Source organism: Phocaeicola sp. RTP21198st1_B8_RTP21198_201120 (assembly GCF_040929485.1).
GTDB lineage: Bacteria > Bacteroidota > Bacteroidia > Bacteroidales > Bacteroidaceae > Phocaeicola > Phocaeicola dorei.
The window spans coordinates 14,511-36,466 of record NZ_JBCOCI010000011.1 but is presented as its reverse complement, the minus strand read 5'-3'; the positions used below and the strand labels follow the sequence as shown (position 1 = coordinate 36,466).

General features: G+C 41.0%; 16 protein-coding genes and 2 pseudogenes. 4 read left to right on the top strand and 14 right to left on the bottom strand.

The annotated features are described in order from the left end of the window. Nucleotides 1-42: 42 nt before the first annotated feature. The 4 genes from AB5935_RS07260 to AB5935_RS07245 all read left to right on the top strand — a co-directional run bounded on the left by AB5935_RS07260 (nucleotide 43) and on the right by AB5935_RS07245 (nucleotide 3,879). A complete protein-coding gene (locus AB5935_RS07260; protein WP_008652720.1) occupies nucleotides 43-1,872 on the top strand; it encodes a TrkH family potassium uptake protein in 1,830 nt (609 codons plus the stop codon). A gap of 2 nt (nucleotides 1,873-1,874) precedes the next feature. Continuing rightward, on the top strand, nucleotides 1,875-2,561 hold the full coding sequence (locus AB5935_RS07255; protein ID WP_007837583.1) for a potassium channel family protein: 687 nt from the start codon (nucleotides 1,875-1,877) through the stop codon (nucleotides 2,559-2,561). 215 nt (nucleotides 2,562-2,776) lie between these two features. Next, nucleotides 2,777-3,346 (top strand): DUF4738 domain-containing protein, encoded by a 570-nt coding sequence (locus AB5935_RS07250; RefSeq protein ID WP_007837585.1) that lies wholly within the window; start codon nucleotides 2,777-2,779, stop codon nucleotides 3,344-3,346. Nucleotides 3,347-3,438: 92 nt separating this feature from the next. After that, on the top strand, nucleotides 3,439-3,879 hold the full coding sequence (locus AB5935_RS07245; protein WP_007837589.1) for a PepSY-like domain-containing protein: 441 nt from the start codon (nucleotides 3,439-3,441) through the stop codon (nucleotides 3,877-3,879). Between the two features lie 179 nt (nucleotides 3,880-4,058). On the opposite strand, the gene AB5935_RS07240 is transcribed toward AB5935_RS07245, so the two are convergent. From AB5935_RS07240 to AB5935_RS07175, 14 genes and pseudogenes are all read right to left on the bottom strand, one after another. Continuing rightward, nucleotides 4,059-5,267 (bottom strand): L-serine ammonia-lyase, encoded by a 1,209-nt coding sequence (locus AB5935_RS07240; RefSeq protein ID WP_007842574.1) that lies wholly within the window; start codon nucleotides 5,265-5,267, stop codon nucleotides 4,059-4,061. 149 nt (nucleotides 5,268-5,416) lie between these two features. Further along, entirely contained in the window at nucleotides 5,417-6,580 is a 1,164-nt protein-coding gene (locus tag AB5935_RS07235; RefSeq protein ID WP_368327378.1) for a metallophosphoesterase, read from the bottom strand. Nucleotides 6,581-6,627: 47 nt separating this feature from the next. Beyond that, a complete protein-coding gene (locus AB5935_RS07230) occupies nucleotides 6,628-8,142 on the bottom strand; it encodes a RagB/SusD family nutrient uptake outer membrane protein (RefSeq protein ID WP_007842578.1) in 1,515 nt (504 codons plus the stop codon). A gap of 18 nt (nucleotides 8,143-8,160) precedes the next feature. Further along, nucleotides 8,161-11,550, bottom strand: a complete 3,390-nt coding sequence (locus AB5935_RS07225) for a TonB-dependent receptor (RefSeq protein ID WP_368327377.1) — start codon at nucleotides 11,548-11,550, stop codon at nucleotides 8,161-8,163. A gap of 15 nt (nucleotides 11,551-11,565) precedes the next feature. Next, entirely contained in the window at nucleotides 11,566-12,735 is a 1,170-nt protein-coding gene (locus AB5935_RS07220) for a FecR family protein (RefSeq protein WP_007845280.1), read from the bottom strand. A 102-nt stretch (nucleotides 12,736-12,837) separates the two neighbouring features. After that, complete coding sequence (locus tag AB5935_RS07215; RefSeq protein WP_007837603.1) at nucleotides 12,838-13,389, bottom strand: RNA polymerase sigma-70 factor; 552 nt, start codon at nucleotides 13,387-13,389, stop codon at nucleotides 12,838-12,840. A 270-nt stretch (nucleotides 13,390-13,659) separates the two neighbouring features. Then, nucleotides 13,660-14,175, bottom strand: coding sequence for a hypothetical protein (locus AB5935_RS07210; protein ID WP_007852829.1), 516 nt, complete (start codon nucleotides 14,173-14,175; stop codon nucleotides 13,660-13,662). 37 nt (nucleotides 14,176-14,212) lie between these two features. Further along, nucleotides 14,213-14,797 (bottom strand): GNAT family N-acetyltransferase, encoded by a 585-nt coding sequence (locus AB5935_RS07205; protein ID WP_007837605.1) that lies wholly within the window; start codon nucleotides 14,795-14,797, stop codon nucleotides 14,213-14,215. A 1-nt stretch (nucleotide 14,798) separates the two neighbouring features. Next, complete coding sequence (locus tag AB5935_RS07200) at nucleotides 14,799-15,548, bottom strand: class I SAM-dependent methyltransferase (protein ID WP_007837606.1); 750 nt, start codon at nucleotides 15,546-15,548, stop codon at nucleotides 14,799-14,801. A gap of 180 nt (nucleotides 15,549-15,728) precedes the next feature. Next, nucleotides 15,729-17,096: pseudogene (mobV, locus tag AB5935_RS07195) on the bottom strand (MobV family relaxase). 150 nt (nucleotides 17,097-17,246) lie between these two features. Next, nucleotides 17,247-17,477: a hypothetical protein gene (locus AB5935_RS07190; RefSeq protein ID WP_120053292.1), complete on the bottom strand. Its 231-nt coding sequence runs from the start codon at nucleotides 17,475-17,477 to the stop codon at nucleotides 17,247-17,249. Continuing rightward, nucleotides 17,449-17,797 (bottom strand): annotated as a pseudogene (locus tag AB5935_RS07185) (hypothetical protein). Before AB5935_RS07185 ends, AB5935_RS07190 begins: the two are co-directional and overlap by 29 nt. Before the next feature lie 21 nt (nucleotides 17,798-17,818). Then, nucleotides 17,819-19,051 carry a site-specific integrase gene (locus AB5935_RS07180; RefSeq protein WP_038609063.1) on the bottom strand — a complete coding sequence of 411 codons (1,233 nt, stop codon included), beginning with the start codon at nucleotides 19,049-19,051 and terminating at the stop codon, nucleotides 17,819-17,821. Between the two features lie 263 nt (nucleotides 19,052-19,314). Continuing rightward, nucleotides 19,315-21,825, bottom strand: a complete 2,511-nt coding sequence (locus AB5935_RS07175) for an endonuclease MutS2 (RefSeq protein ID WP_007837615.1) — start codon at nucleotides 21,823-21,825, stop codon at nucleotides 19,315-19,317. Nucleotides 21,826-21,956 lie beyond the last annotated feature (131 nt).

The window sequence follows — 21,956 nt, the reverse complement described above, 5'->3', positions numbered from 1 at the left end:
TTTGATTAAGTTTGTTTTCTGTTAATGCAAGATAATATCGACATGGAACCTTTACACAAACTATTTATTTATCGTAAGAAGTTAGTAAAACCGTACATAGAGCGATTGCTGAAATGGATGGATGGGATAACTTATATGATGTCGGCTTTGTTAATCCTTACATTGGTTTATGAGCATGGATTTCTTATTTCTTTTGAAGAAATGGAGGTGATAAACATGCTGTATCATTTTGTCTGGATTGTTTTTCTGGTTGATATTTCCCTGCATCTTTTATTAAATTACTCGGACACGAAGCGGAAGTACCGGGGACTGGCGTGGATACTGAGTCTGATGCTTTATCTGACTTTGATTCCGGTTATTTTCCATGAACCGGAGGTGCAAGGGGGAATTCATGATTTCTGGTCTTTTTTCCACAGCCGTTTATATCATGTGGTGCTGCTCACTTTGCTTTCACTGTTGCAATTGTCTAATGGGATAGTCCGGCTGCTGGGCAGGCGCACCAATCCATCTTTGATCTTTGCATCTAGTTTTCTCATATTTATTCTGATAGGGGCGGCGTTACTGATGCTTCCGCGTGCCACTTATCATGGTATTTCTTTTATCGATGCTCTGTTTACCGCTACCAGTGCCACTTGTGTCACGGGGTTGGTCTCGGTCGATGTTTCTTCTACATTCACGCCCGAGGGGTTGTTCATCATTATCATGTTGATACAAATCGGCGGTTTGGGAGTCATGACTCTGACCAGTTTCTTTGCTATGTTTTTTATGGGGAATACTTCGCTCTACAATCAGCTGGTGGTCCGTGATATGGTAAGCTCGCAGTCACTCAGTTCGCTACTTTCCACCTTATTATATATATTAGGATTTACATTGGCGATAGAGGCTGCAGGGATGGGGGTTATTTTTTTAAGTATACATGGCACTATGGGTATGGATATTGAAGAGGAATTGGCTTTTTCTGCTTTCCATTCCATCTCTGCCTTTTGCAATGCTGGATTCTCTACTTTGTATGGAAACTTAGGTAACGAACTGGTACTTCATAATCATAACTTGCTATATATCACTATCTCTTTCCTGATTATTTTGGGAGGTATAGGTTTCCCGATACTGGTAAATCTGTATGAGACGGTTTCTTATGAAAGCAAGCGCTTGTATCACCGTTATGTCAAAAAGAATAAGAGGACAATCCGTAAAATACATTTATATAACCTGAATACCCGTATTGTATTGATTATGACGGCTATCTTGCTAGTGACGGGTACTGTGGCCATTGTTATTTTCGAATGGAATCATGCTTTTGCGGGAATGACGGTTACAGAGAAATGGGTGCAGGGCTTCTTTAATGCGACTTGTCCCCGTACGGCAGGATTTTCAAGTGTGGGCATGACTACTTTCAGTGTGCAGACGTTGCTGCTGATGGTGGTGCTGATGATGATTGGCGGCGGTACGCAGTCTACGGCCGGTGGTGTGAAGGTGAATGTGTTTGCTGTAGTCATGTTGAACTTGCGTGCTATTCTTATAGGTGCCGATAAAGTTAATATTTTCAACAGGGAGTTATCTCATGATTCCATCCGGCGTTCTAATGCCACATTGATTCTTTATCTGCTGATTGTTTTTGCGGGTATCTTTAGTTTAAGCATTCTAGAGCCGCAGGCTTCAGTGATGGCGTTGGTTTTTGAGTGTACTTCGGCACTCAGTACGGTAGGTTCAAGCCTGGATCTGACACCTACTTTGGGAAGTGACAGCAAACTGATTGTCATTGTTCTGATGTTTATCGGACGAGTAGGGGTGCTTACTTTGATATCCAGCCTTATTAAACAGAAAAAAATAACGAAATATAAATATCCGAGTGATAACATCATAATCAACTAGTTATGAAATACATTATTATTGGTTTAGGAAATTACGGCGGTGTGTTGGCCGAAGAGCTTTCCGTATTGGGACATGAGGTGATAGGAGTGGATACAAACGAGCATCGTGTGGATGTGTTGAAGGACAAAATCGCGACTTCTTTTATTATTGATGCTACGGACGAACAATCGCTCAGTGTGCTGCCACTGAAAGATGTGGATGTGGTTATTGTTGCTATCGGCGAGAATTTTGGTGCTTCTGTGCGTGTGGTGGCACTGCTGAAAAAGAAAGGAGTGAAACATATCTATGCCCGTGCGGTAGATGATGTGCATAAGACCGTGCTTGAGGCTTTTAATTTAGATAGTATTCTGACGCCGGAGAAAGAAGCGGCACGCAGTTTGGTCCGGTTATTGGATTTACACGTCAATGTGGAGTCTTTTCAGATTGACGAGGAACATTATGTGATGAAGTTCAAACTTCCTTCTTGTTTTGTAGGCTATAAGGTGAGTGATCTGTCATTAGAAACGGAATTCAATATGAAAATCATTGCATTGATAAAAGGGGAGCAAGTGCTGAATGGTTTGGGTATCTCGATATTGGAGCATCAGGTGGAGAATCATTTTGAGGAAAATTATGAGTTGGAAGAAGAAGATCAGTTGGTCTGCTATGGGCTTTATAAGAATTTTATGGATTTTTGGAAGGCGTTGTAGTAGGAATGCCTTTCAAAGAAAGAATATTTTTTTTCTAAGTGAGATTAAACCTTTTCTTTTGGGTTTAGTCTAATTTAATAAATAATTTAGTTTAGTTTTTAGTTTTCTCTGAAGGCCGGCCAATGTGATATTGCCCGGTTTTCGCTTTTTATAGAGGTTTTCTTGTGAGTGTCCGTTACTTTTTGTTACTTTGTCACCTAGAAATCGAGATTTAGATGAAACAGATATATTTTTTATTTGTCGTTTTACTGGTTGTAATGGCCGCTTGCGGAGGTAAGAAAGAGACTTCCGTTGATGCAGAACAATTGATGTTCCAGATAGACAGTGTGGATCATGTGACAGGTTTGCAGCGTATGCAGGTTTCACGTATTGACCAGCATATTGTCAGTGGCGGAAAAAAATATAATTTGTTTATAGAGCGTGCTCCCAGTGATTCCCTGCCTTCAGTCAAAAGTGATTTGGGGATTTTTGCCGATAATCGTATCGTCGTTAGAATTTCCCGTGAAAATGGGAGTCGGGTCTTTGCCAAAACTTTTACCAAGCAAAGTTTCTCAGGATTCGTAAGTGCTGATCATCTCCGTCATTTTATATTGGAGGGCGTGGTATTTGATGAAGAGAAGACCCGTGAGGGAAAAAATATCATATTGGCTGCCAGTGTGAGTTATCCTCAGACAGATTTGTATATTCCTTTCTCTATCACTATTACTCCTGAAGGAAAAATGAGCATATCTAAAAATGAGGATATGGAGGAGCTTCCTCCTATGTTGGGAGACAGCCTTAATTAAATCTAAAATACAGGAATAATTTTTCGCGTCATAATCTTTTTAGGCGGTTAGTTGTTGGTATGGCATTAACTAACTAAAGAATAAATTAGATTATGAGAAAGATTTTATTTTTAATGGCTATGCTGGTATGCTCTCTTCAGTTCGCCATGGCGGGCGATGTCGTGACCCGCGATGTGAATAAGCTTCCTGTTGCCGCACGTGAAATGATTGGCAAACATTTCTCTCAGACTAAAGTTGCGTATATCAAGATTGAAAAGGACTTGTTTCAGAGCACTTCCTATGATGTAAAATTGGCCGATGGCATTGAATTGGAGTTCAATTCAAAGGGAGAGTGGCTTGAGATAGATTGCAAGAACAAGGCGGTTCCTTCTACTTTTATCCCTCAGGCTATTTCTAAATATATGAAGGCTAATTATAACGGGCATAAAACGGTGAAGATAGAACGTAACCGCAAGGGATATGAACTGACATTGGAAAATGGATTGGAAGTAGACTTTGATCAGTTTGGAGGATTCTTGAAGTTGAGCGATTAAAAAAGATTTTTTCTGTAATAGGGGAACTATCTCTCATTATAGTAATGATGCCATAAGAGGGTGTATCAGGAACAAATTGAACTATCTTTTTATTATCAGCATTGAAAATGATGGTCGCAACGAGTTCTGATTCACCCTTTTATGTATTATAAATACAGTTCTCGGTCTTTTCCCTGTTATTAATCCATCGGCTCGTAATCCTTTGCCAGACCACCTTCGCTGGTTTCTTTATATAAGGAAGGAAGATCATGGCCGGTCTGTTTCATTACTTCCACCACTTTGTCAAAGGATACACGGTGATTACCGTCTGTAAAGGCAGAATAGATATTGGCGTCAAGAGCTCGGGCTGCCGCATAGGCATTTCTTTCGATACAAGGGATTTGTACCAATCCGCATACCGGATCGCAAGTCATTCCCAAGTGATGCTCCAAGCCCATTTCGGCTGCATACTCTATCTGGGCCGGGCTACCTCCGAATAATTGGCTGGCAGCGGCGGATGCCATTGAACAGGCCACTCCTACTTCTGCCTGGCAACCGGCTTCGGCTCCGGAAATGGAGGCGTTGTGTTTTACTATATTTCCTATCAATCCGGCAGTAGCCAGTGCTCTTAAAATCCGCATATCGCTGAAGTCACGGCTTTTTTGCAAGTGATAAAGTACAGCCGGAACCACTCCGCATGATCCGCAAGTAGGGGCTGTGACGATTTTGCCACCTGAGGCGTTTTCTTCACTGACTGCCAGAGCGTATGAGAAGACTAACCCGCGGGAACGCAGATTGTCCTTATAACCTTTTGCCTTAATATAATAGGTGGAGGCTTTTCTGCGCAGATTAAGTGGGCCGGGTAATACGCCTTCTTGATCCAAACCACGCTCAATGGCTTCTCTCATGGTTTTCCATACTTCTGCCAGATAGTCCCAAATGTCTTTGTCTTCACATTGCTGGACGTATTCCCAGTAATTGCGCCCGGTACGTTCACACCAGTAGAGGATTTCACTCATACGGTTCATATCATAGATTTCCGGAGTTGAGCCTTTGTCGTGCCCTTCTTCGGCTAGAGCACCTCCGCCTACACTGAAAACAGTCCATTCATCTGTCACTTTTCCTTTTTCATTCAAAGATTTGAAAGTCATCCCATTGGGATGAAACGGATAGAAGACATGGGCTTTCCAGATAATTTCTGTAGGCGCATGCGGTTGCAATGTATCTAAAATGGCTACATCGGTCATGTGTCCTTTACCGGTAGCGGCGAGGCTTCCATAAAGAGTAACTTGAAAAGCTTTGGCTTCGGGATGTTTTCCTAAGAAGATTTCAGCAGCCTTGCGCGGTCCCATAGTATGACTGCTGGACGGACCGGTGCCGATGCGGTATAGTTCTCGGATAGATTTCATTTCGTTTTATAAGGTTAGTTATTATGAGGAACAAAGGTATAAAATAAAAGGAGGAAACTAGCAAAAAAGGAAAAGAAAAACTCTCTTGACAAATAGGAAAGTTGTCAGGAGAGTTTGGAAAACCACCGGTAGGATTTGGTGTATTGTCTTTATTCTAATTGTCTTTGTATACCTTTGTCACCAACGACAAAATACTGATTATTTTCAATCAGCATGGCACGTCCGCGCTTTTTTTCCCGGTTTTCTTTATTGTCTACATTTACTCCGATAACCTTTCCGTTATAGAAAGTGGAAATATCTTTGAAAATGGTATGTCCCACAATAATGTGTTTTGCCTTATAACGGTCCATAAGCATTTCTAGGGAGTCTTTTACCAGCGGATTGTATTTGACATCGGTGCGTACCAGTCCGCGATACCAGATGGGCCCGCTGTTTCCATACAGGAAGGCTGTGAGTGGAGAAAGCGCTTTACGTTCTTTTTTCGTCATAAATAGTCCTTTGCTCATTTCTTCATTGACAGTGGGGATGCTCAAGTTCTTGTCATAGAAGTCTTTGCCTAGTCCGGCATGCACATATAGGTCGTTACCTATCATTTGCATGGTGTTACGGGTTCCCAACCATCTGCCCAGTTCGGTATCAGGACCGAATAGCCGGGGGTACTTCATTTTTAGTTTTTCAGCCAATATTTTATATTTTTCTTTGGTGTATCGGAGGTCATTGGCCAGTACCATCGGTTCATGATTTCCCAGCATGAACGATACGTGTCCTCCGGCTTTGGCTGCTTCCTCTTCCAGTTTGTAGAATAGCCAGAAGATTTGCGGTACATCTTTTCCTCTGTCAAAAATATCACCGATAATCATCAGATGGTTTTTCCCGAAGCTCCATTTGTAGTCTTTATCAATGATATGGTTGCCTTGTAACAGGCTGATTACACAGTCCAGCCTTCCATGAGGGTCGGACATGACAAAAACTTTGTCTGCCTGAGGATAATTCCATCCGGGACGTTTTACCGGGTGTAGTTTTACATCAAATGGAAACCTGCCTTTGTGGTCTGTCACATGCAGGGTAAAGTTTTGAGGTAATGTGGTATAAGTGGTATCAATGATATTCCCTTTCTTATCTACATTGATTACTCTGATTTGGCCGTCAGGCTGATACAATACGTATGGACCGTCGGCTGTTAATTCTTCTTTTTTCTCTTTGTCTTTCTTCTGGTCTTTGAAATCAAGAGTTCCGGCACTAAGGCCGGAACTGATGAATGCGAGGGTAAATGCAAGAAGAAAGTAGTTGATAAAATTAGTCTTGCTTGTCATCGATTTGATTTATAATTCAGTTAGAGTTTATCAATTTGTGTTGACTATTATTTCAGATATTCTGGTGTTTGTACAATATTAGAATTAGCATTAATTTCTTTTTGAGGAATAGGTAATATTGTACGATAATAGTTTCTGTCGAAATCCATAGATGTTTTTTCGTCAGCGAAATGCACTACCTCTTTCATCATATCGTCTGTTTCGTTAATACGAGTTACTCGTAAGTTATTACGTAATAAGTCAAACATGCGGTGCCCTTCACCAATGAGTTCTTTCCTGCGTTCTTCTAGAACATCATCAAGGGTAACCTTTGCGGGCATCGTATAGTCCGGATTTCCTCGGAGTGCGATGGCTTTCAGGTATTTTGCAGCTTTTGTTGCATCTCCGTTTTTCACGGCTGCTTCGGCTGCATTTAAGTAAGTTTCGGAAAGACGTACTATAGGAATATTGGCATCCATAATATTTTCTCCAGGTTGTGGTTGATACTTATTCAAATACATTACTTTTTTGTCTTGATTAACTAATAACTTAATGCGTACATCATTAGGCGTTTCTAACAGATGGTGATAAAAACTGACTGTAATGCACATATCTTGATATCCTTTTGGAGAAGTTAGATATCCCATACTTTCATTGCCGGGGCTTTCGGTAGTAGTATTGACTATTTCGAAGAGAATTTCTCCCGGATTTGCTTCGGAGGCTTCCGTACCCCATACAGTGGGATATTCTTCGGTATTCCATAATTGGTATTTATTGGCTTCCGATCCTTTTATTGCTTCTTCTGCAGCTTGTAAAGCTTCACTGTTCTTCCCCATATACAGATATGCCCGACTTAACAAAGTTAATGTGCCCCATTTACTGATTTTACCTTTCTTATTTAAGGATAAATCTTTTTGATTCAAACTAGTACCTGACCATGAATATGTGGGTATCATTAAACTAGCCGCATTCTTTAAGTCTTTGATTATTTGATCATAACATTCAGCTACAGTGTTACGTGAAGGCTTACTGTCGGCAGTGGCTGATGCTGAAGTGATGATAGGTACTCCTAAAGAGGCTCCGTTATCTTTTAAATAAGTATATCCGAAGAAGCGCGTAAGGTCAAAAAGGGCCAGACCACGTATTGCTAATGCTTGTCCTTCCAAATCATTGCGGAAGATATGCTCATCTTCATCGTTTGGAAGAATTTCGATATTGTCAATGCCGTCTAAAATTACATTACAGTTTTGAATGATGGAATAAAGATATGACCAGTGTGTACTTGGTCCATTTGCAGGTAACCAATCCATTTGGTAATAGTGAGCTGTTCTACAAGTTGATTGTACAGCTTGCATGTCATCTCCTGTTACATCTCCGTAGTAGATTAAACGCCCGGAATACGCATAGGCATTACGCATTGTCGCATAAATGGCGTTTAGTGAATAATCAATGTCGGAGAGAGATTTGATACTCGTTTCTGTTGGAATTTGTGTGGACGGTTCTAAATCCAACCAATCGTTTCCACATGAAGTAAACAATCCGATGGATAAGACTATTGATAAAAAATTATGTAATGTTCTCATATTGTTGTTTTTTAGTGGTTAAAAATTGATGTTGAGACCAAAAGTAACGGTTTTTAAAGGCGGTGTGGTTTGAGTTGCACTACCGGCACTAACAGCTTCAGGATCATAATTGTCATAGGCCGCCCATGTCCATAAATTGCTTGCTGATGCATAAAAACGAACATTTCCTATATTGATTTTATTTGTCCATTCTTTAGGTAACGTAATGCCGAATGTGATATTTTTTAAGCGGAAATAATCAGTACTGTGGATACGGCGGCTACTTGTTATTTTATGCATTGATACAGAAGATGATTTACCCGGCATATATACTTCTATATTGGTTTGATCACCTGGCTTTTTCCAGCTATCACGATAATAAGTCGGAATGTTTGCATAGGAATCGTAACCGCCATGTTCTGTCTTTTGTGCCCAAGTATCATAAGAATATCCTCCGAATTGATAGGAGAATAAGAAATTTAAATCAAGCCATTTATAACGCAATGAATTAGAGATACCTCCGTTAACAGTTGGTTCTGCATGTTTATAAGGAATGAATTGTGCATTTTTAGAGTTCTCGGTAATTTCTTTTATATAATTTCCGTTCTCATCCAATTCATTGGTATAGAATAGAGGATTTCCTGTTTCAGGATTGATGCCCGCAAATTCTTGTACATAGAATGTACGATAAGAACTTCCTACTTTGTGTATTTGGGTTCCACTGACAATTTGTGTCTGTTCGCCATCTAATTTTACAACTTTATTGGAGTTATGACCTAAATTGAAAGTTGTATTCCAGCTAAAGTCTTTTATTTTAATATTAGTGGAATTAATAGTTAATTCAATACCTTTATTTTTCACTTCACCTATATTCATTAAATAACTACTAAATCCTGTTGTCATGGATACAGGACAGTCCATTAATAAGTTTTTAGTTGTACGGGTATAATATTCAATCGTGAAGTTCAGACGATCCCAAAAAACAAAATCCAAGCCAATATTCATATTATAATTGGTTTCCCATTTCAGATTAGGATTTGCAATTTGGGACATTTGAATACCGGGTTGCTCCAAGTAACCACCACTAATGGAGCTTAATCCCATATAGCCGAAATAATCAGAAGGAAGAGTACCGTTTACACCGTATGATGCTCTTATACGCAAGTCTGTCAACCAATCTTTTACAGGTTGCATAAATTCTTCTTCAATAGTACGCCATGCTCCGGATACAGACCAAAATGTTCCCCAACGATTGTCACGGTGCAAACGTGAACTGCCATCAACACGAAAACTAGCTCCTAGATAATATTTATTTTTGTAATCGTAATTCAAACGGCTTAAATAGGATACCAGTCTGTACCTTGAATCACTTCCCCCTACAGATACTGTTTTCATTCCATTACTAATGGCATGTTTGTCGGGAGTTGTAAAATTGTAAGCTTCCCCTGATAAATAGTCATTGTAGGTATCATCAATTTCATATCCGGCAAGAAAGTCCAAATGATGAATGTTGTTGAAAGTAGTTAAATAGCTTAAGGTGTTACTCCATACCATTTTTTTATATTCTCTTATGCGTTTTACTACTTCTCCATTTTCATCTTCACCGTTGGAAGTACGTGGGTCATACCATTTCTCACCTTTTACAGTAGTGTAATCATAACTGAATGTTGTTTTGAATTTCAGATTTTTTATGATTTCGTATTCGGCATAAAGCGTATTGAATGCGCGTAGCATTTTTTCATGTTTATAATCGTATTCAGCTGATAATTTGGGGTTGCGGTCATTGGCTTTACGAATAAATTTACGATTCCAACTGCCATCTTCATTGTAGACCGGATCTGAAGGAGTAGCCCAATTACGTGAGGAATAGAAAGGAGATGTATAAGTGAATCCTTCGTCATAAACACTCTGATTTACATTTGAGAAAAGTATCTTGGCGCCTACAGTCAATTTGTCTGTTGCACTGAAATCTGCGTTCAAACGCCCTGTTACACGTTCCAAACCGGAACCTTGTACAATACCGTTCTGCTTCATATATGATAAAGAAGAGTAATATTTAAATTTATCGCTGCCACCGGCTAGTGATGCTTCATAGGTAGAATGATGTCCCTTTTGGAAAAGCTCTTTATTCCAGTCTGTGAAACCACACCATGGAATTGGAGCATATTTATCGATTTGCCCATCTGCATAAGTTTTACTTTGTGACATTAGCTCTTCCTCTGATATATTAGGATTTTTATCAGCTAGTTTACGTTGTTGATATAATATCAATCCATTGTAAATATATTCACGTCGTTCTTCTCCCCTCATAACTGGGCGATAATCCATTGCGAAATCATTGCTACCCCAGTCTGCTTTTAATGAAATTTGTGCTTTTCCGCTTTTTCCTTTCTTGGTGGAGATTAAAATAACTCCATTTGCAGCACGTGAACCATAAAGGGAGGCTGCTGCAGCATCTTTTATTACTGTAATATTTTCAATATCCGAGTTGTTTAATGTAGACATTATGTCAAATCCGGAGTCGGAGCTGGTAGCAGCAACAGAACCGGATTGGACGGGAACACCATCGATTACGTATAGTGGAGAATTGCTTGCATTGAAAGAACCCATACCACGAATACGGATAGAAGTGGAGGCACCAGGCTGACCTGAACTGGAAGTGACTTGTACTCCGGGAGCATTACCTTCTAGCAAACTGGAGAATGAAACTACGGGTAAATCTTTTAATTCTCCTGTCTTCACAGTAGAAGCAGAACCTGCGTATGCCGATTTCTTGAAGGTACCATAACCGGTAACAACCACTTCTTCCATAACATTATTATCAGGAGCCATGACTACTTTCAGTGTCTTTCCGGCAGTGGCTTTAATTTCCTGCTTGCCATAACCTATATAGGAGATAATCAAAGTGGCAGGTATACGGTCTACATCTAATGAGAAGTGCCCGTTCAAATCTGTAGTAGTTCCATTCGTAGTACCTTTGACTAAGATATTCGCTCCAATAATAGGTTCTCCCGTCTCATCCAATACTGTACCGGTTAATGTTGTTTTCTGTTGAGGAACAGCAGACTCTTTTTTTTCAATTTGCTTGATAGCAATAACGCCGTTGTGAACTGAATAGGTCAAACCACTATTCATAAGACATTTATCAAGCACATTGGCTATTTTTTCGTTATTTACATTTAGGTTTTGGACTTTTATTTGTTTTACATCATTGGTGCTGTACACAAAAGTAAAGTCGGTTTGTCTTTGGATTTCCCAAAGAATTTCACTCAACGTGGCATTCTTGAATGAGGCTGTGACAGTGGCTTGTGCAAACACTTTGTTGGCTGCCTGCATAAAACCTGTGGTAATGATACAGAAAAATAGGAACGTAATCCACAAACGTTTACTACTTTTACCGTGATTGGTGTAGTTGTGTTTTTTGTCCATAATACATCATTTTTATTAGTTATAGAATGTGATTGTTTTGTTATTGACTTTTACGTGTACTTTTTGAGTCTCTTCCAACAAACGTACAAATGGAGTGATTTCCGAATACCGATCTACATTGCATCCGAAGCGTAGGTCTTTTATTTTCTCATTGGCAAAAATTACTTCCATGTCATACCAGCGTGATAGTATTTTCATGATATCTTCCAATCGCTGGTCTTTGAAATGAATTTTTCCTTTTATCCATGAGGTATAAAATCCGGCATCTACCATGCGTATCTGTATGCTGCTGTTTCCAAGGCTGATGGTAGCTTGCTGGGAGGGCTTTAAAATACAGCTTTCTCCTGTTTCTGTATTTACTTTGACAGAACCGTTTACCAAAGTTGTCTGATACTCTTCCTGTGGATAAGCAGAGATGTTGAATGTGGTTCCCAACACTTCTACTTGCATGCCTTGAGTGCATACTATAAATGGTTGCCCTGTTTTGCAGACTTCAAAATAGGCCTCGCCTTCCAGTTCCACTTTGCGTGGACCGTTATCAAATGTCACAGGAAAGCGGAGACTGGTCATTGCGTTCAGATGCACTTTTGTTCCATCACTTAACAATAGAGCATATTCTCCACCTCGTGGAGTTTCCACTTTATTATATACAGGCTTGTTTTTTTTAGCTGTTTTTGATGTTACTTGGTAATTCAGCATTGTAGAGTCCATGTGGACTCGGGCTCCGTCTATTTTCTCAAGCAGACTCTCTGTTTCTTTATTTATATGGATTGTCTGGCCGTTCTCCAATGTCAGAATAGCTTTGGATTCCCCAGGTAGAATGGATTGTGCAATGAACTGTTTGTCCGAAAGAGAAACGGGCGAGGTGAATTTCATGGAAATACTTACAAAAAGGACAGGTAACAGAATGATTGCGGCATAACTTACTATTTTGATATATCTGCTTCTGTTATTATTTCTTTTGATTCGTTTTTCCACTTCTTTCCATCCGAATGAAGGATTGAATGCCGTTTTTTGCCGGAAATGCTGCTTTTGGTTTTCTTCATCACAAATTTTTTTGAATAAAATCTCGTGCGCTGTAGATTCTTCTCTCCAAGTAGTTAGTTTTATTGTTTCTTCCGGGGTTATTTCTTCCGACAGATACCTTGCTATGAGGTTGGCTATATAGAAATCTTGTTTTATCATATTTTGACCTGTTTTTTATCTCTTTTATAATAAAACAAGTCTGTTTGAAATTTGGGTGAATAATAAAACGACTTTTTTGAAAAAAAACAAATTAATGTCTTTTTATATAAAGAACAAGAGGAAGTAATAGTAGTCTTTCAAGTTCTCTCTGAGTTTCTTGTAGGCTATTTTCTTTAATGTATGGACTGTTTCTGTAGATATGTTTAGTCTGTCTGCTATTTCTGCATTTTTTTTCCCTTCCAGAGCTAGTTGCATAATGGCTTTCATTTGGTCGGGTAATTTATCTATGGCTTCAGAAACGATACGATAAGTTTCCTCTTCAACGATTGCATCGTGAAAAAAGGAATCCTTTTTCTTTTCGATGACATTTTGAGCGTATTCATATACTACTTTTGAATGCTCCAGTTCGTTGAGTGCTTTATTGCGTACAGCTGTATATAAAAATGCTTTTACTTGGTGCAGATAAAAAAAATCTTCTCTTATTTGCCATAGTTTGGCAAATGAATCTTGTACAATATCTGCTGAAGTTTCTTGATTTTCTGTATATTGATTGGCAAATAAGCATAGAGTTACATAATATTTATTGAAAATATCATGAAACCCTTGCTCATTGAGCTTAATACTTATAGTTGTATGAGAAGTTCCAGCTGCCACCTTTGCTTTTAATTTTCTCTAATTTTAGTGCGAATATAGAGAAAATTAATTAAAAACAGCCTCTTATTCTATTAAAATATTATTTTAGATTTTTATCGGTTTGACTTAACCGATTGAAGAATAAACTTTTAGCGAATTATTTGAGAAATAGAGGTAACGATTTGGCAACTGTGCGAATTTCAGCGTTTTGCGTTGCTATGCTGTCAAATAAACCCTTCTAAATGCAAAGTTAGAACAAATATTCAAAACTACAATGTTCCAATCAAAAAACTATATGCATTCAATGTCAATTTGATAAGTATCATCAATCAGAATATGGTTATAGTGTCGTAACACACATTGTTCCAAGTTATACTCGTTTGTTTTTATTATCTCGTCTAAGATTACATCAGAAGACAATCGTTTCTCTATTACTTTTTCAAATCGAAGAATATCATCCAAATGAGTTTCTATATATTTTTTACTGAATATTAAACAGATATACTTGATTTGTCGCAAATCTTCAAGGGAGAAATCTTTTTCCCAACCAAACGGAATATAGCAGCCCTCCACAATCTGGTTCTGAGAATTTTCAATACAGGTCTTTATCATTTCCCGAACAATCGGCCACAGATATTCCGTCAGTTCTGCATCACTGCTATCAGCGGAAAGACCACACTGCCCGCTCCTAATAAGTCCCATTTTCAGATGGTCTATTGACAGATAGGGATATTTGTATTTCTCCAACAGTCTTTGTGCAAGCAAGGTTTTTCCCGTATGCGTGTCACCAGCAATCAAAATAATCATAACTAATATAGCAAAAATAACCCACTATCCAATAGGGTTACAACTCTTCAATAAAATGGTTAGGATGTTCCTCCCAATATTTTTGGTATATCCAATCCTGCCCTTTTGTAAAGTTCAGTTGATACATTCTGAATGCGACCAAAAAATTCTTAGGTTGCCACAATTCCTCATACGTGTAGCAGTATTTCATACCGCAAGCCTGCATTACATTACCGCTTCTTGGATTGTTCCTGTCATGTGTGGCAGTAATGTACGGTAATCCATCTTTCTTTACTTGTTCGACAACAGCCTTGCCAGCCTCCGAAGCGATACCTCTGTGCCAAAATTCTTTACGGAGCCCATAACCAAAATCATGGTGCTCTTCCATATCAACTTTAACATATCCTATTGGAAAATTGTCGTCTTTCAGACAAATGGCATAAGCGTATGCTTGAGGTTGTTCATATTTGGCTGCATACCTTTCCGCATAGAATTTTTTGGTTTCTTCGATATCTTTTAGAGAATACCAAGGAAGGAACTTATTGACTTCTTTGTCTTTCAAAATAAGGAAAAGAGCCTCTATATCGTTTTCCAGAAATTTCCTTAGAATCAATCTGTCAGTTTTTATTGTGGGGGTATTCATATTATAAGCTGCATTCAAATAAAAACATTTCACATCGATCGTTAATGGCTATTTCCTTGTCAAAAGAAGAATAAGTTTTGACTTGAGTAAACCCGACTTCTTTCAAATATTCTTCCATTTCACCATACTTATAAAGGTGCGTCTGGAAATCCATAAATTCGCTTTGAATCAATTTCGTATCACTATACATTTCATAAATTCCGGGAGAGAGCTGGGTCTGACTTTGTTCATCGTAATGGTTCTTCGACTTTAACACCAGTTCAAAATTCTCCTTTGTCTTTACAGAAACCGCAATCGCATAATCATTGTCATCTGTACATCTATTGGCGATTGTATCAACAGCAAATACAAACTTACCCATTGGAGACAACCATTCTTTTATTCTGCACAAGATTTGTTTACACAAATCAGTATCGGTAAATAATGACACAGAGCCCGAGCTGATAAATATATAATCAAACTTCTCTCTTGGAGAATATTTTATAATATCAGCTTGAACGACTTTTGCCTCAGGCAATTTCTGTTTTAACTTTTGTAACATTTCATTGGATAAGTCTATGCCACTTATATCAAGCCCTCTTTCCACGAATGGAACAAGAAAACGTCCACTGCCGCATAAAGGTTCTAAAATCTTTTTTCCTTTTTCAGCATAAGAAAGATAAAAATTCAATTCGTCTTGCGGTGCTTCTGCATGCAAGATTTCGTACATCTCTGTACAAAGGTTTCCGTAATAGTTCTTCTCTTCAATCATCTTATGTAAAGATGTTATTTTCAATTATTTAATTCTGTAAGATTAATCACTTTGTTTTCATATAGTGTTTATATCTCTTTTGCTTTTCATTCTTCATATTCGATGTAAAATTAGCAAAAATACCGCACATTAGCCGTTTATGAACAGCACTTTTTATTGTACTTTAATGTAATGAAGGAATTACAGTTTTATCCCCTTTCCTTTCCTTTGCGGCTGCATGGGGCGATGTATATTCTGCCTTAGCTTGTCGAATTGCTTTTTAAATCATTCGGTTATGGGCTTTCGGTCGATGGCAAGAACCAGTTTCGTCCCGTCCGTGGGGGCTTTCAGCACTTGAAACCCTGCCTTTTCGGTCGTGAATTTCCGTTTGTGTTCCTCCGAGTAGAGTTCCCCTGCATACTCCAACGGTTTTCCCTTGACGAGCGTTGCGATCTGCCCGTCGCTGAACCCGACAAGGCGGCATAGGTTTTCAATACGGAGCATTTCACGGAAATAGGGAAACCATGCCGCCGCCCTTGCGATTACCGTTTTCAGAAACGATATTTCCTGCTTGTGCCTCGCTTCCTTGTCCGCTATCTCCCTGCGGTGCTTCCGCTCTACTTCCGCCATTTGTCGGTTGTGGTCTGCCTGCATGGTCTGTATTCGGGTTTGCAGGGCTTCGATGGCTTCCCCGTGCGTGGCCACCTCCCTATGCAGGGCGGTGTTCTCCCTCTCCAGCGTCTTGACCTTGTTACTACCGAAAAGATAACCGACACTTTCGGCGATGTTGGCGGCTGCGGTGGTCTCTGCCTCTTTCAGCTTCTCGGTCTGTATCTCTTTTTTCGCCCGTTTGAGTTCCTCCTGCGCCGTTTCTTTCTGACGCTGCAAATCCACGACCTCCGCTTTGAGGCTGTCGGCGAGTTTCTTCGTTTCATTGTAATACTGCTGCGTGGACTTGTGCCGTGCCTTCGAGCCGTCTATGCCTCTTTGCAGCCCGTATTTCGCCATCGCTTCGGCATAGGTATCTTGGTAGGACTTTAATTTCAGTCGTGTCATAATATCGTCTGCGCACAGTCTTACGGTGTCGGTCGGCTTCTTGCGGTATCGCTTCTTTGTCTGTTCCTCCCGTTTGCGGTGTTTGCGCTCTCCCTTGACGATGGGGACGAGCGTGACGTGTATGTGGGGCGTTTCCTCGTCCCTATGCAGGTGCGCCGCCACGATGTTCTCCTTTCCGAACGTGTCGGTGAAGTATTTCATATTGTCGGCGCACCACTCGTCCAAACGCCCCTCCCTTTCGATGCGTTCCATGTCCTCGTGCGTTCCCGACACGGTAATGCGGATTGCCCGTACTTGGTTGTTTCCGATTTTGCGTGTCAGTCCCGTTTCTTCCAATCTTCTCTGTATAGCTGCCGAACGGTCTTTAATCCCGTCGGGGTACGCAACGAGTTTTCGGTTCAGGTGCGTCCGTGTCGGGTCTGCGTTCTTCGGGATGATGAAATACTCGATGTGGGCGGTCGTTCCGCTGTCGCTGCCGTGCGCCTTTTCCATGTGCAATACTACGAAACCCATATATATTCCTTTCTTTTTTAGCTTGTGAAACAATGATTCTTCGTATCTTCGGGGGCGGCAAATAGCCGTCCCCGATGGGGCTTGCCCCTTGCCTTATTGGGGAATTTTCAGCGATACGGAGTATTGCGGCTCGGAAAATTCCCTAATAAGCTACGGTATTTTCTCCGTAAATACCCTGCGGCGTGTCGGCGGTCTTTCGGCGGTAGCTCTCCCTGCCGCCTGCTTACCCGTATAACCCCACCTTATTATTTCCCCCTTTCGGTCGGGAAACAGCCCCTTTCCGTCCGTGCGACGGTATGACCGTATGAATGTATGACGGACTGATACCCCGACCGACAGACCGTTACGCCATCTATCGGCGGCTCGGCTCGGTGTCGGCAACGACAGATACGATAACCGTCGTTTTCTCTTTTCGCCGGTGCGTTATTCTCTCCAACAACACTTTGCGGACTTTCGTCGCCCCGAACGATTCGATACGGAAAGCGAGGACGGCTATCGTTTCGAGGTCGTAAACCTCTATGCTGCTCCTATCTCAAAACTCCGCTCTTGCAGAGTGCCTTTATACTTGCCCGAACCGTCGGGGCGACAATCCCGAACAGTTCGCAGATTTCCCACTCGGTCATGGCGGTTGCGCCTATGTCGGTCGGCAGGGAGATATTGCCGTATTCATCTATCGTGATGATGTTCCTTTCTTCTTTCATCGGTATGCTGTTTTAAGGTGACTAAATGGCTCGGCAGATGTTCTTCTCCATCTCCTCCAGCTTGTACGATAAGGTTTCCATGTCTTGGCTTATCTTCTGGACGGTGATTTTGGCGTAAATTGGGGTGGTTTTGATGTTCGTGTGCCCCAATAGGCGGCTCACGGTTTCGATGGGTACGCCGTGCGACAGAAGTACGGTCGTGGCGTTCGTGTGTCGGGCAACATGATAGGTCAGCCGCACCTTGAAGCCGCATTGTCTGCCTATCTCTTTGAGTATCTTGTTATAACTGCCGTTGCTCGGAACGGGAAACACACAACCGTCCTTTGTCAGTCCCCTATACTTCTCGATGATGCGTTTGGGAACGTCCAAAAGACGGATATTCGATTCGGTGTTGGTTTTCTTCCGTCGGGTGATGATCCATAGGTTGCCGTCGAAGAATGTTTGCAGGCGGTCGGCGGTGAGGTTCTTTACGTCCGAGTACGCCAAACCCGTGAAAACAGAAAAGACGAACAAGTCCCGTACAAGTTCATGGTAGGTGTTCTTCATCAGTGCGTCCATGAGCGTCTGTATCTCCTTTTGGGTAAGGTAGCCTCTATTGACGCTTTCGGGCGAGTTGATGTACCCTGCAAAGGGATTGAACGGCAGACGCCCGTCGTTCCTCGCTATGGAAACGATGTGTTTCAGCACGATCATGTAGCCCCACACGGTATTGGTGCGGCATTTCTTCTTCGTGCGCAGGAAATACTCGAAGTCGTTGATGAATGTGAGGTTGAGTTCCTTTAGCGGAATATCCTCACGCTTGTAGGTATGGGGCAGAAACTCCCGAATGTGGTTGCAGACCGTCCGATAACGGGTGAATGTCCCCTGCGCCCTGCTGTGCCCGACTTTCTTGGCGAACTCGGCGTTGTGCTGCTCGAACAGTTTCAGCAAGGTTTCCTGCTTGACGCCGATACCGAGATAGGCGTCTTTGAGCTTGGCGGCGGTAACATACCCGTCCGTCTGCATCAGTTCTTGATAGCGTCGGTTTACCTCCACACGGATTTTATCCACCGCGAGGTTGATTCTCTGCGCTTCGACGCTCTTGCCCGAAGCACGGTTGTTCTTCACGTCCCACAACCGCAGGGGAACGTCCATCTTGCAACTAAACTGTTTAATCTCTCCGTCCACCGTAAGGCGGCACATCAAAGGCAGGTTGCCGTTGGGCTTCTCGCTGCCTTTCTTCACGTAAAATAAGACCTTGAATGTACTTCGCATAACTCACTCCTTTTTTGGGTTACAAAATTAGTTTATAGTGAGTTACCGACAGCTATGTAGAATTACGCAAATCGCAGAAAAAGAACCATTTAGCAAGAAATCCGTACCCGTTACGGGGGTAATGAGGTGGTAACTGAACTTCTGCACCGTTTGGCTGTATCGTGGTTTTCTTTGGCTTTTCGCCAAGAGAAAAATATAGCGTAACGAACGCTATTTCAGCTAATTCGCTACGCTTTGCTCAAATTTGCAAATCCGCTATGTGTTTATTTTAAGTCTACTACAGTAATACCTGCCCCACCAAATTGTACGTGTTCGTCTTGATAGTGTGCTACTCCTGGAACACTTCCCAAATAGCTGCGAATCAGGGTGCGTAGTATGCCTGTACCTGTTCCGTGAAGGATACGTACACGGTCTATTCCCAATAGTATGGCATCATCGATAAAATAAGTTACTGCCTGTATAGCTTCATCGCCACGCATACCGCGTACATCAATATCTTGTTTGAAATTTAGTTTCTTTTCATATACCCGATCTTGTGTTTCACTGCTGACGAAGGTACTTTTTACCATTGTTTTCTGGGTGGGCTGTATTGGTGTGCTACGTTCCAGCTTATCCAGTTTTACATTGGTTTTTATCATTCCGAACATAACTATTGCATTTTTGCCATTAATTCCTAGTACTTCTCCGACACTGGATTGACCTTTGATCTTTACAGTACTACCTACAGTGATAGGCTGTTCTTTGGGTATTGACAGTTGGGAAGATTCCGCCTTGGCTTTATCCTTTTTGTTTTTTTTCCGCTCTTGTTTTTCACGGAGTTTTTCCATTTTCCGGATGATTTCATCTTCCTTGTTCTTTTTCTCGATATCTTCTATCTGATTTTTAAAATCAGTCAGTTCCTGACGTGCCGATTGTGTACGTTCTTTATCGGCTTGTGCTTCCTTGATGATACGGATGGTATTTTCAATTCGGGCATTTGATTCCTGTAACAATTTTTCCGCATCTTCTTTGGCCTTTCGCAAAATCTCTTTACGACTTTTCTCCAGTTCCTGTAGTTCTTCTTCGTATTTGGCGATGGTTTCTTCCATCTGTTTTTCTCGTTTGCGGATGTTCTGACGCTTGGTTTCCCAATAACGTTTGTCACGTACGATATCTTGTAGATATTTATCAGCATTGATATATTCACTCCCTACAATTTCGGATGCGTCGGCTATTACTTCTTCCGGTAAACCTATTTTCCTAGCTATTTCTACTGCAAATGAACTTCCCGGATTTCCTATTTGTAATTGGAATAAAGCTTGCATTAAATGCCTGTCATATAACATGGCGCCATTAACCACTCCTTCGTGATCTTCGGCAAAATGTTTCAAATTTTGATAATGAGTAGTGATAACGCCGAATGTGCCCTTTTCATTGAAACGTTTCAACACAGCTTCAGCTATGGCTCCTCCAATTTGTGGTTCTGTACCTCCGCCGAATTCATCAATGAGGATAAGGCTGCGTTCGTTACAGCTTTTCATCATTGTTTTCATGTTGGTAAGGTGTGAGGAGTAGGTACTCAGATCGTCTTCGATACTTTGTTCGTCACCTATGTCTATAAAGATACTGCCGAATAATCCGGCATGGCTACGTTCATGCATCGGAACCGGCATACCACATTGTAACATATATTGTAGTAATCCCACAGTCTTCAGACAAACGGATTTACCTCCGGCATTCGGTCCGGATATAATTAGGATACGTTGATTTTGAGTTAGTTCTATATCTAGAGGAACAACCTTTTTATTATGCTTGGCCAGCGAGAGTTGTAATAGTGGGTGTATGGCCATGGTCCAATCCAAAATCTGTTTGTCTTCCAATGATGGTTTGGTGGCGTTCGTCTGAATTGAAAAATGGGCTTTGGCACGGATAAAATCAATTTCTGCCAAAAACTCGTATGACTGGAGGATGGCGGGGACCTGTGGACGGACTATGATAGAGAAATCTGTCAGGATACGGATGATTTCCCGGCGTTCTTCTCCTTCCAATTCCCGTATTCTATTGTTTGCTTCCACTACTTCGGCCGGTTCTATGAAAACTGTTTTGCCAGTGGATGATTCATCGTGTACAATTCCCTTGATTTTCCGTTTTAATCCCGGTGCGACAGGGATGACGAGTCTTCCGTCACGCATGGTAGGAGTTACATCTTTATCAACATAACCTTCTGCTTGAGCGTTGCGTAGAATTGCATTCAAACTGCGTGATATGCTTCCGGCTGTCGAGGCCAACTCTCTGCGGATGCGTAATAATTCGGAAGAAGCGTTGTCTTTGATTTTTCCGAATTTGTCTAAGATGTTGTTAATACGCGTAATGAGTTGAGGAAACACGATAATATCTCCTGCCAGTTTTTGTAGGGCAGGGTAGGGGGAGTTTTCTTTTTCTTGTTCTTCGTCATTCGGGGTCAGTGTCAGAAAATGGATGATATCACGAATTGTTTCTAAAGAACGGCGTAAATCAAACAGTTCTTGCTCATCCAAATACATACCTTCTACGCGGATACGTTTTAGTGATGGGCGTACATCAAAAAAATATTGGTCGGGAAAACTGTCTTCCTCTTGTATGATGCGTATGAATTCCATCACCTGTTCCAGCCATTCATTAATATCCTTAAAGGATTCTGAGAAGTTCATTTCATCTACTCTTTCTTGACCTAATGTGCTGAGACATTTCTCTTTTAGTAAATGACGGATGGAATCGAAACCTATTTTCTGTTCGAAATTCTGAGGGTATATCATGATTTATTTCTTTCGTTTATTATTCGTATGCAAAAATACGATTTGAAAATTTTATAGCAAAAAAACTGGTAAACTATTTGCTTATTTAAAATAAAGTCGTACCTTTGCAACGCTTTCAACGGAAAGCACTT

Coding starts and splice junctions, on each gene's coding strand:
- AB5935_RS07245 (WP_007837589.1), top strand. CDS start 3,439: ATGAGAAAGATTTTATTTTTAATGGCTATGCTGGTATGCTCTCTTCAG.
- AB5935_RS07225 (WP_368327377.1), bottom strand. CDS start 11,550: ATGGACAAAAAACACAACTACACCAATCACGGTAAAAGTAGTAAACGT.
- AB5935_RS07260 (WP_008652720.1), top strand. CDS start 43: ATGGAACCTTTACACAAACTATTTATTTATCGTAAGAAGTTAGTAAAA.
- AB5935_RS07210 (WP_007852829.1), bottom strand. CDS start 14,175: ATGATTATTTTGATTGCTGGTGACACGCATACGGGAAAAACCTTGCTT.
- AB5935_RS07250 (WP_007837585.1), top strand. CDS start 2,777: ATGAAACAGATATATTTTTTATTTGTCGTTTTACTGGTTGTAATGGCC.
- AB5935_RS07200 (WP_007837606.1), bottom strand. CDS start 15,548: ATGATTGAAGAGAAGAACTATTACGGAAACCTTTGTACAGAGATGTAC.
- AB5935_RS07255 (WP_007837583.1), top strand. CDS start 1,875: ATGAAATACATTATTATTGGTTTAGGAAATTACGGCGGTGTGTTGGCC.
- AB5935_RS07175 (WP_007837615.1), bottom strand. CDS start 21,825: ATGATATACCCTCAGAATTTCGAACAGAAAATAGGTTTCGATTCCATC.
- AB5935_RS07180 (WP_038609063.1), bottom strand. CDS start 19,051: ATGCGAAGTACATTCAAGGTCTTATTTTACGTGAAGAAAGGCAGCGAG.
- AB5935_RS07220 (WP_007845280.1), bottom strand. CDS start 12,735: ATGATAAAACAAGATTTCTATATAGCCAACCTCATAGCAAGGTATCTG.
- AB5935_RS07230 (WP_007842578.1), bottom strand. CDS start 8,142: ATGAGAACATTACATAATTTTTTATCAATAGTCTTATCCATCGGATTG.
- AB5935_RS07240 (WP_007842574.1), bottom strand. CDS start 5,267: ATGAAATCTATCCGAGAACTATACCGCATCGGCACCGGTCCGTCCAGC.
- AB5935_RS07205 (WP_007837605.1), bottom strand. CDS start 14,797: ATGAATACCCCCACAATAAAAACTGACAGATTGATTCTAAGGAAATTT.
- AB5935_RS07235 (WP_368327378.1), bottom strand. CDS start 6,580: ATGACAAGCAAGACTAATTTTATCAACTACTTTCTTCTTGCATTTACC.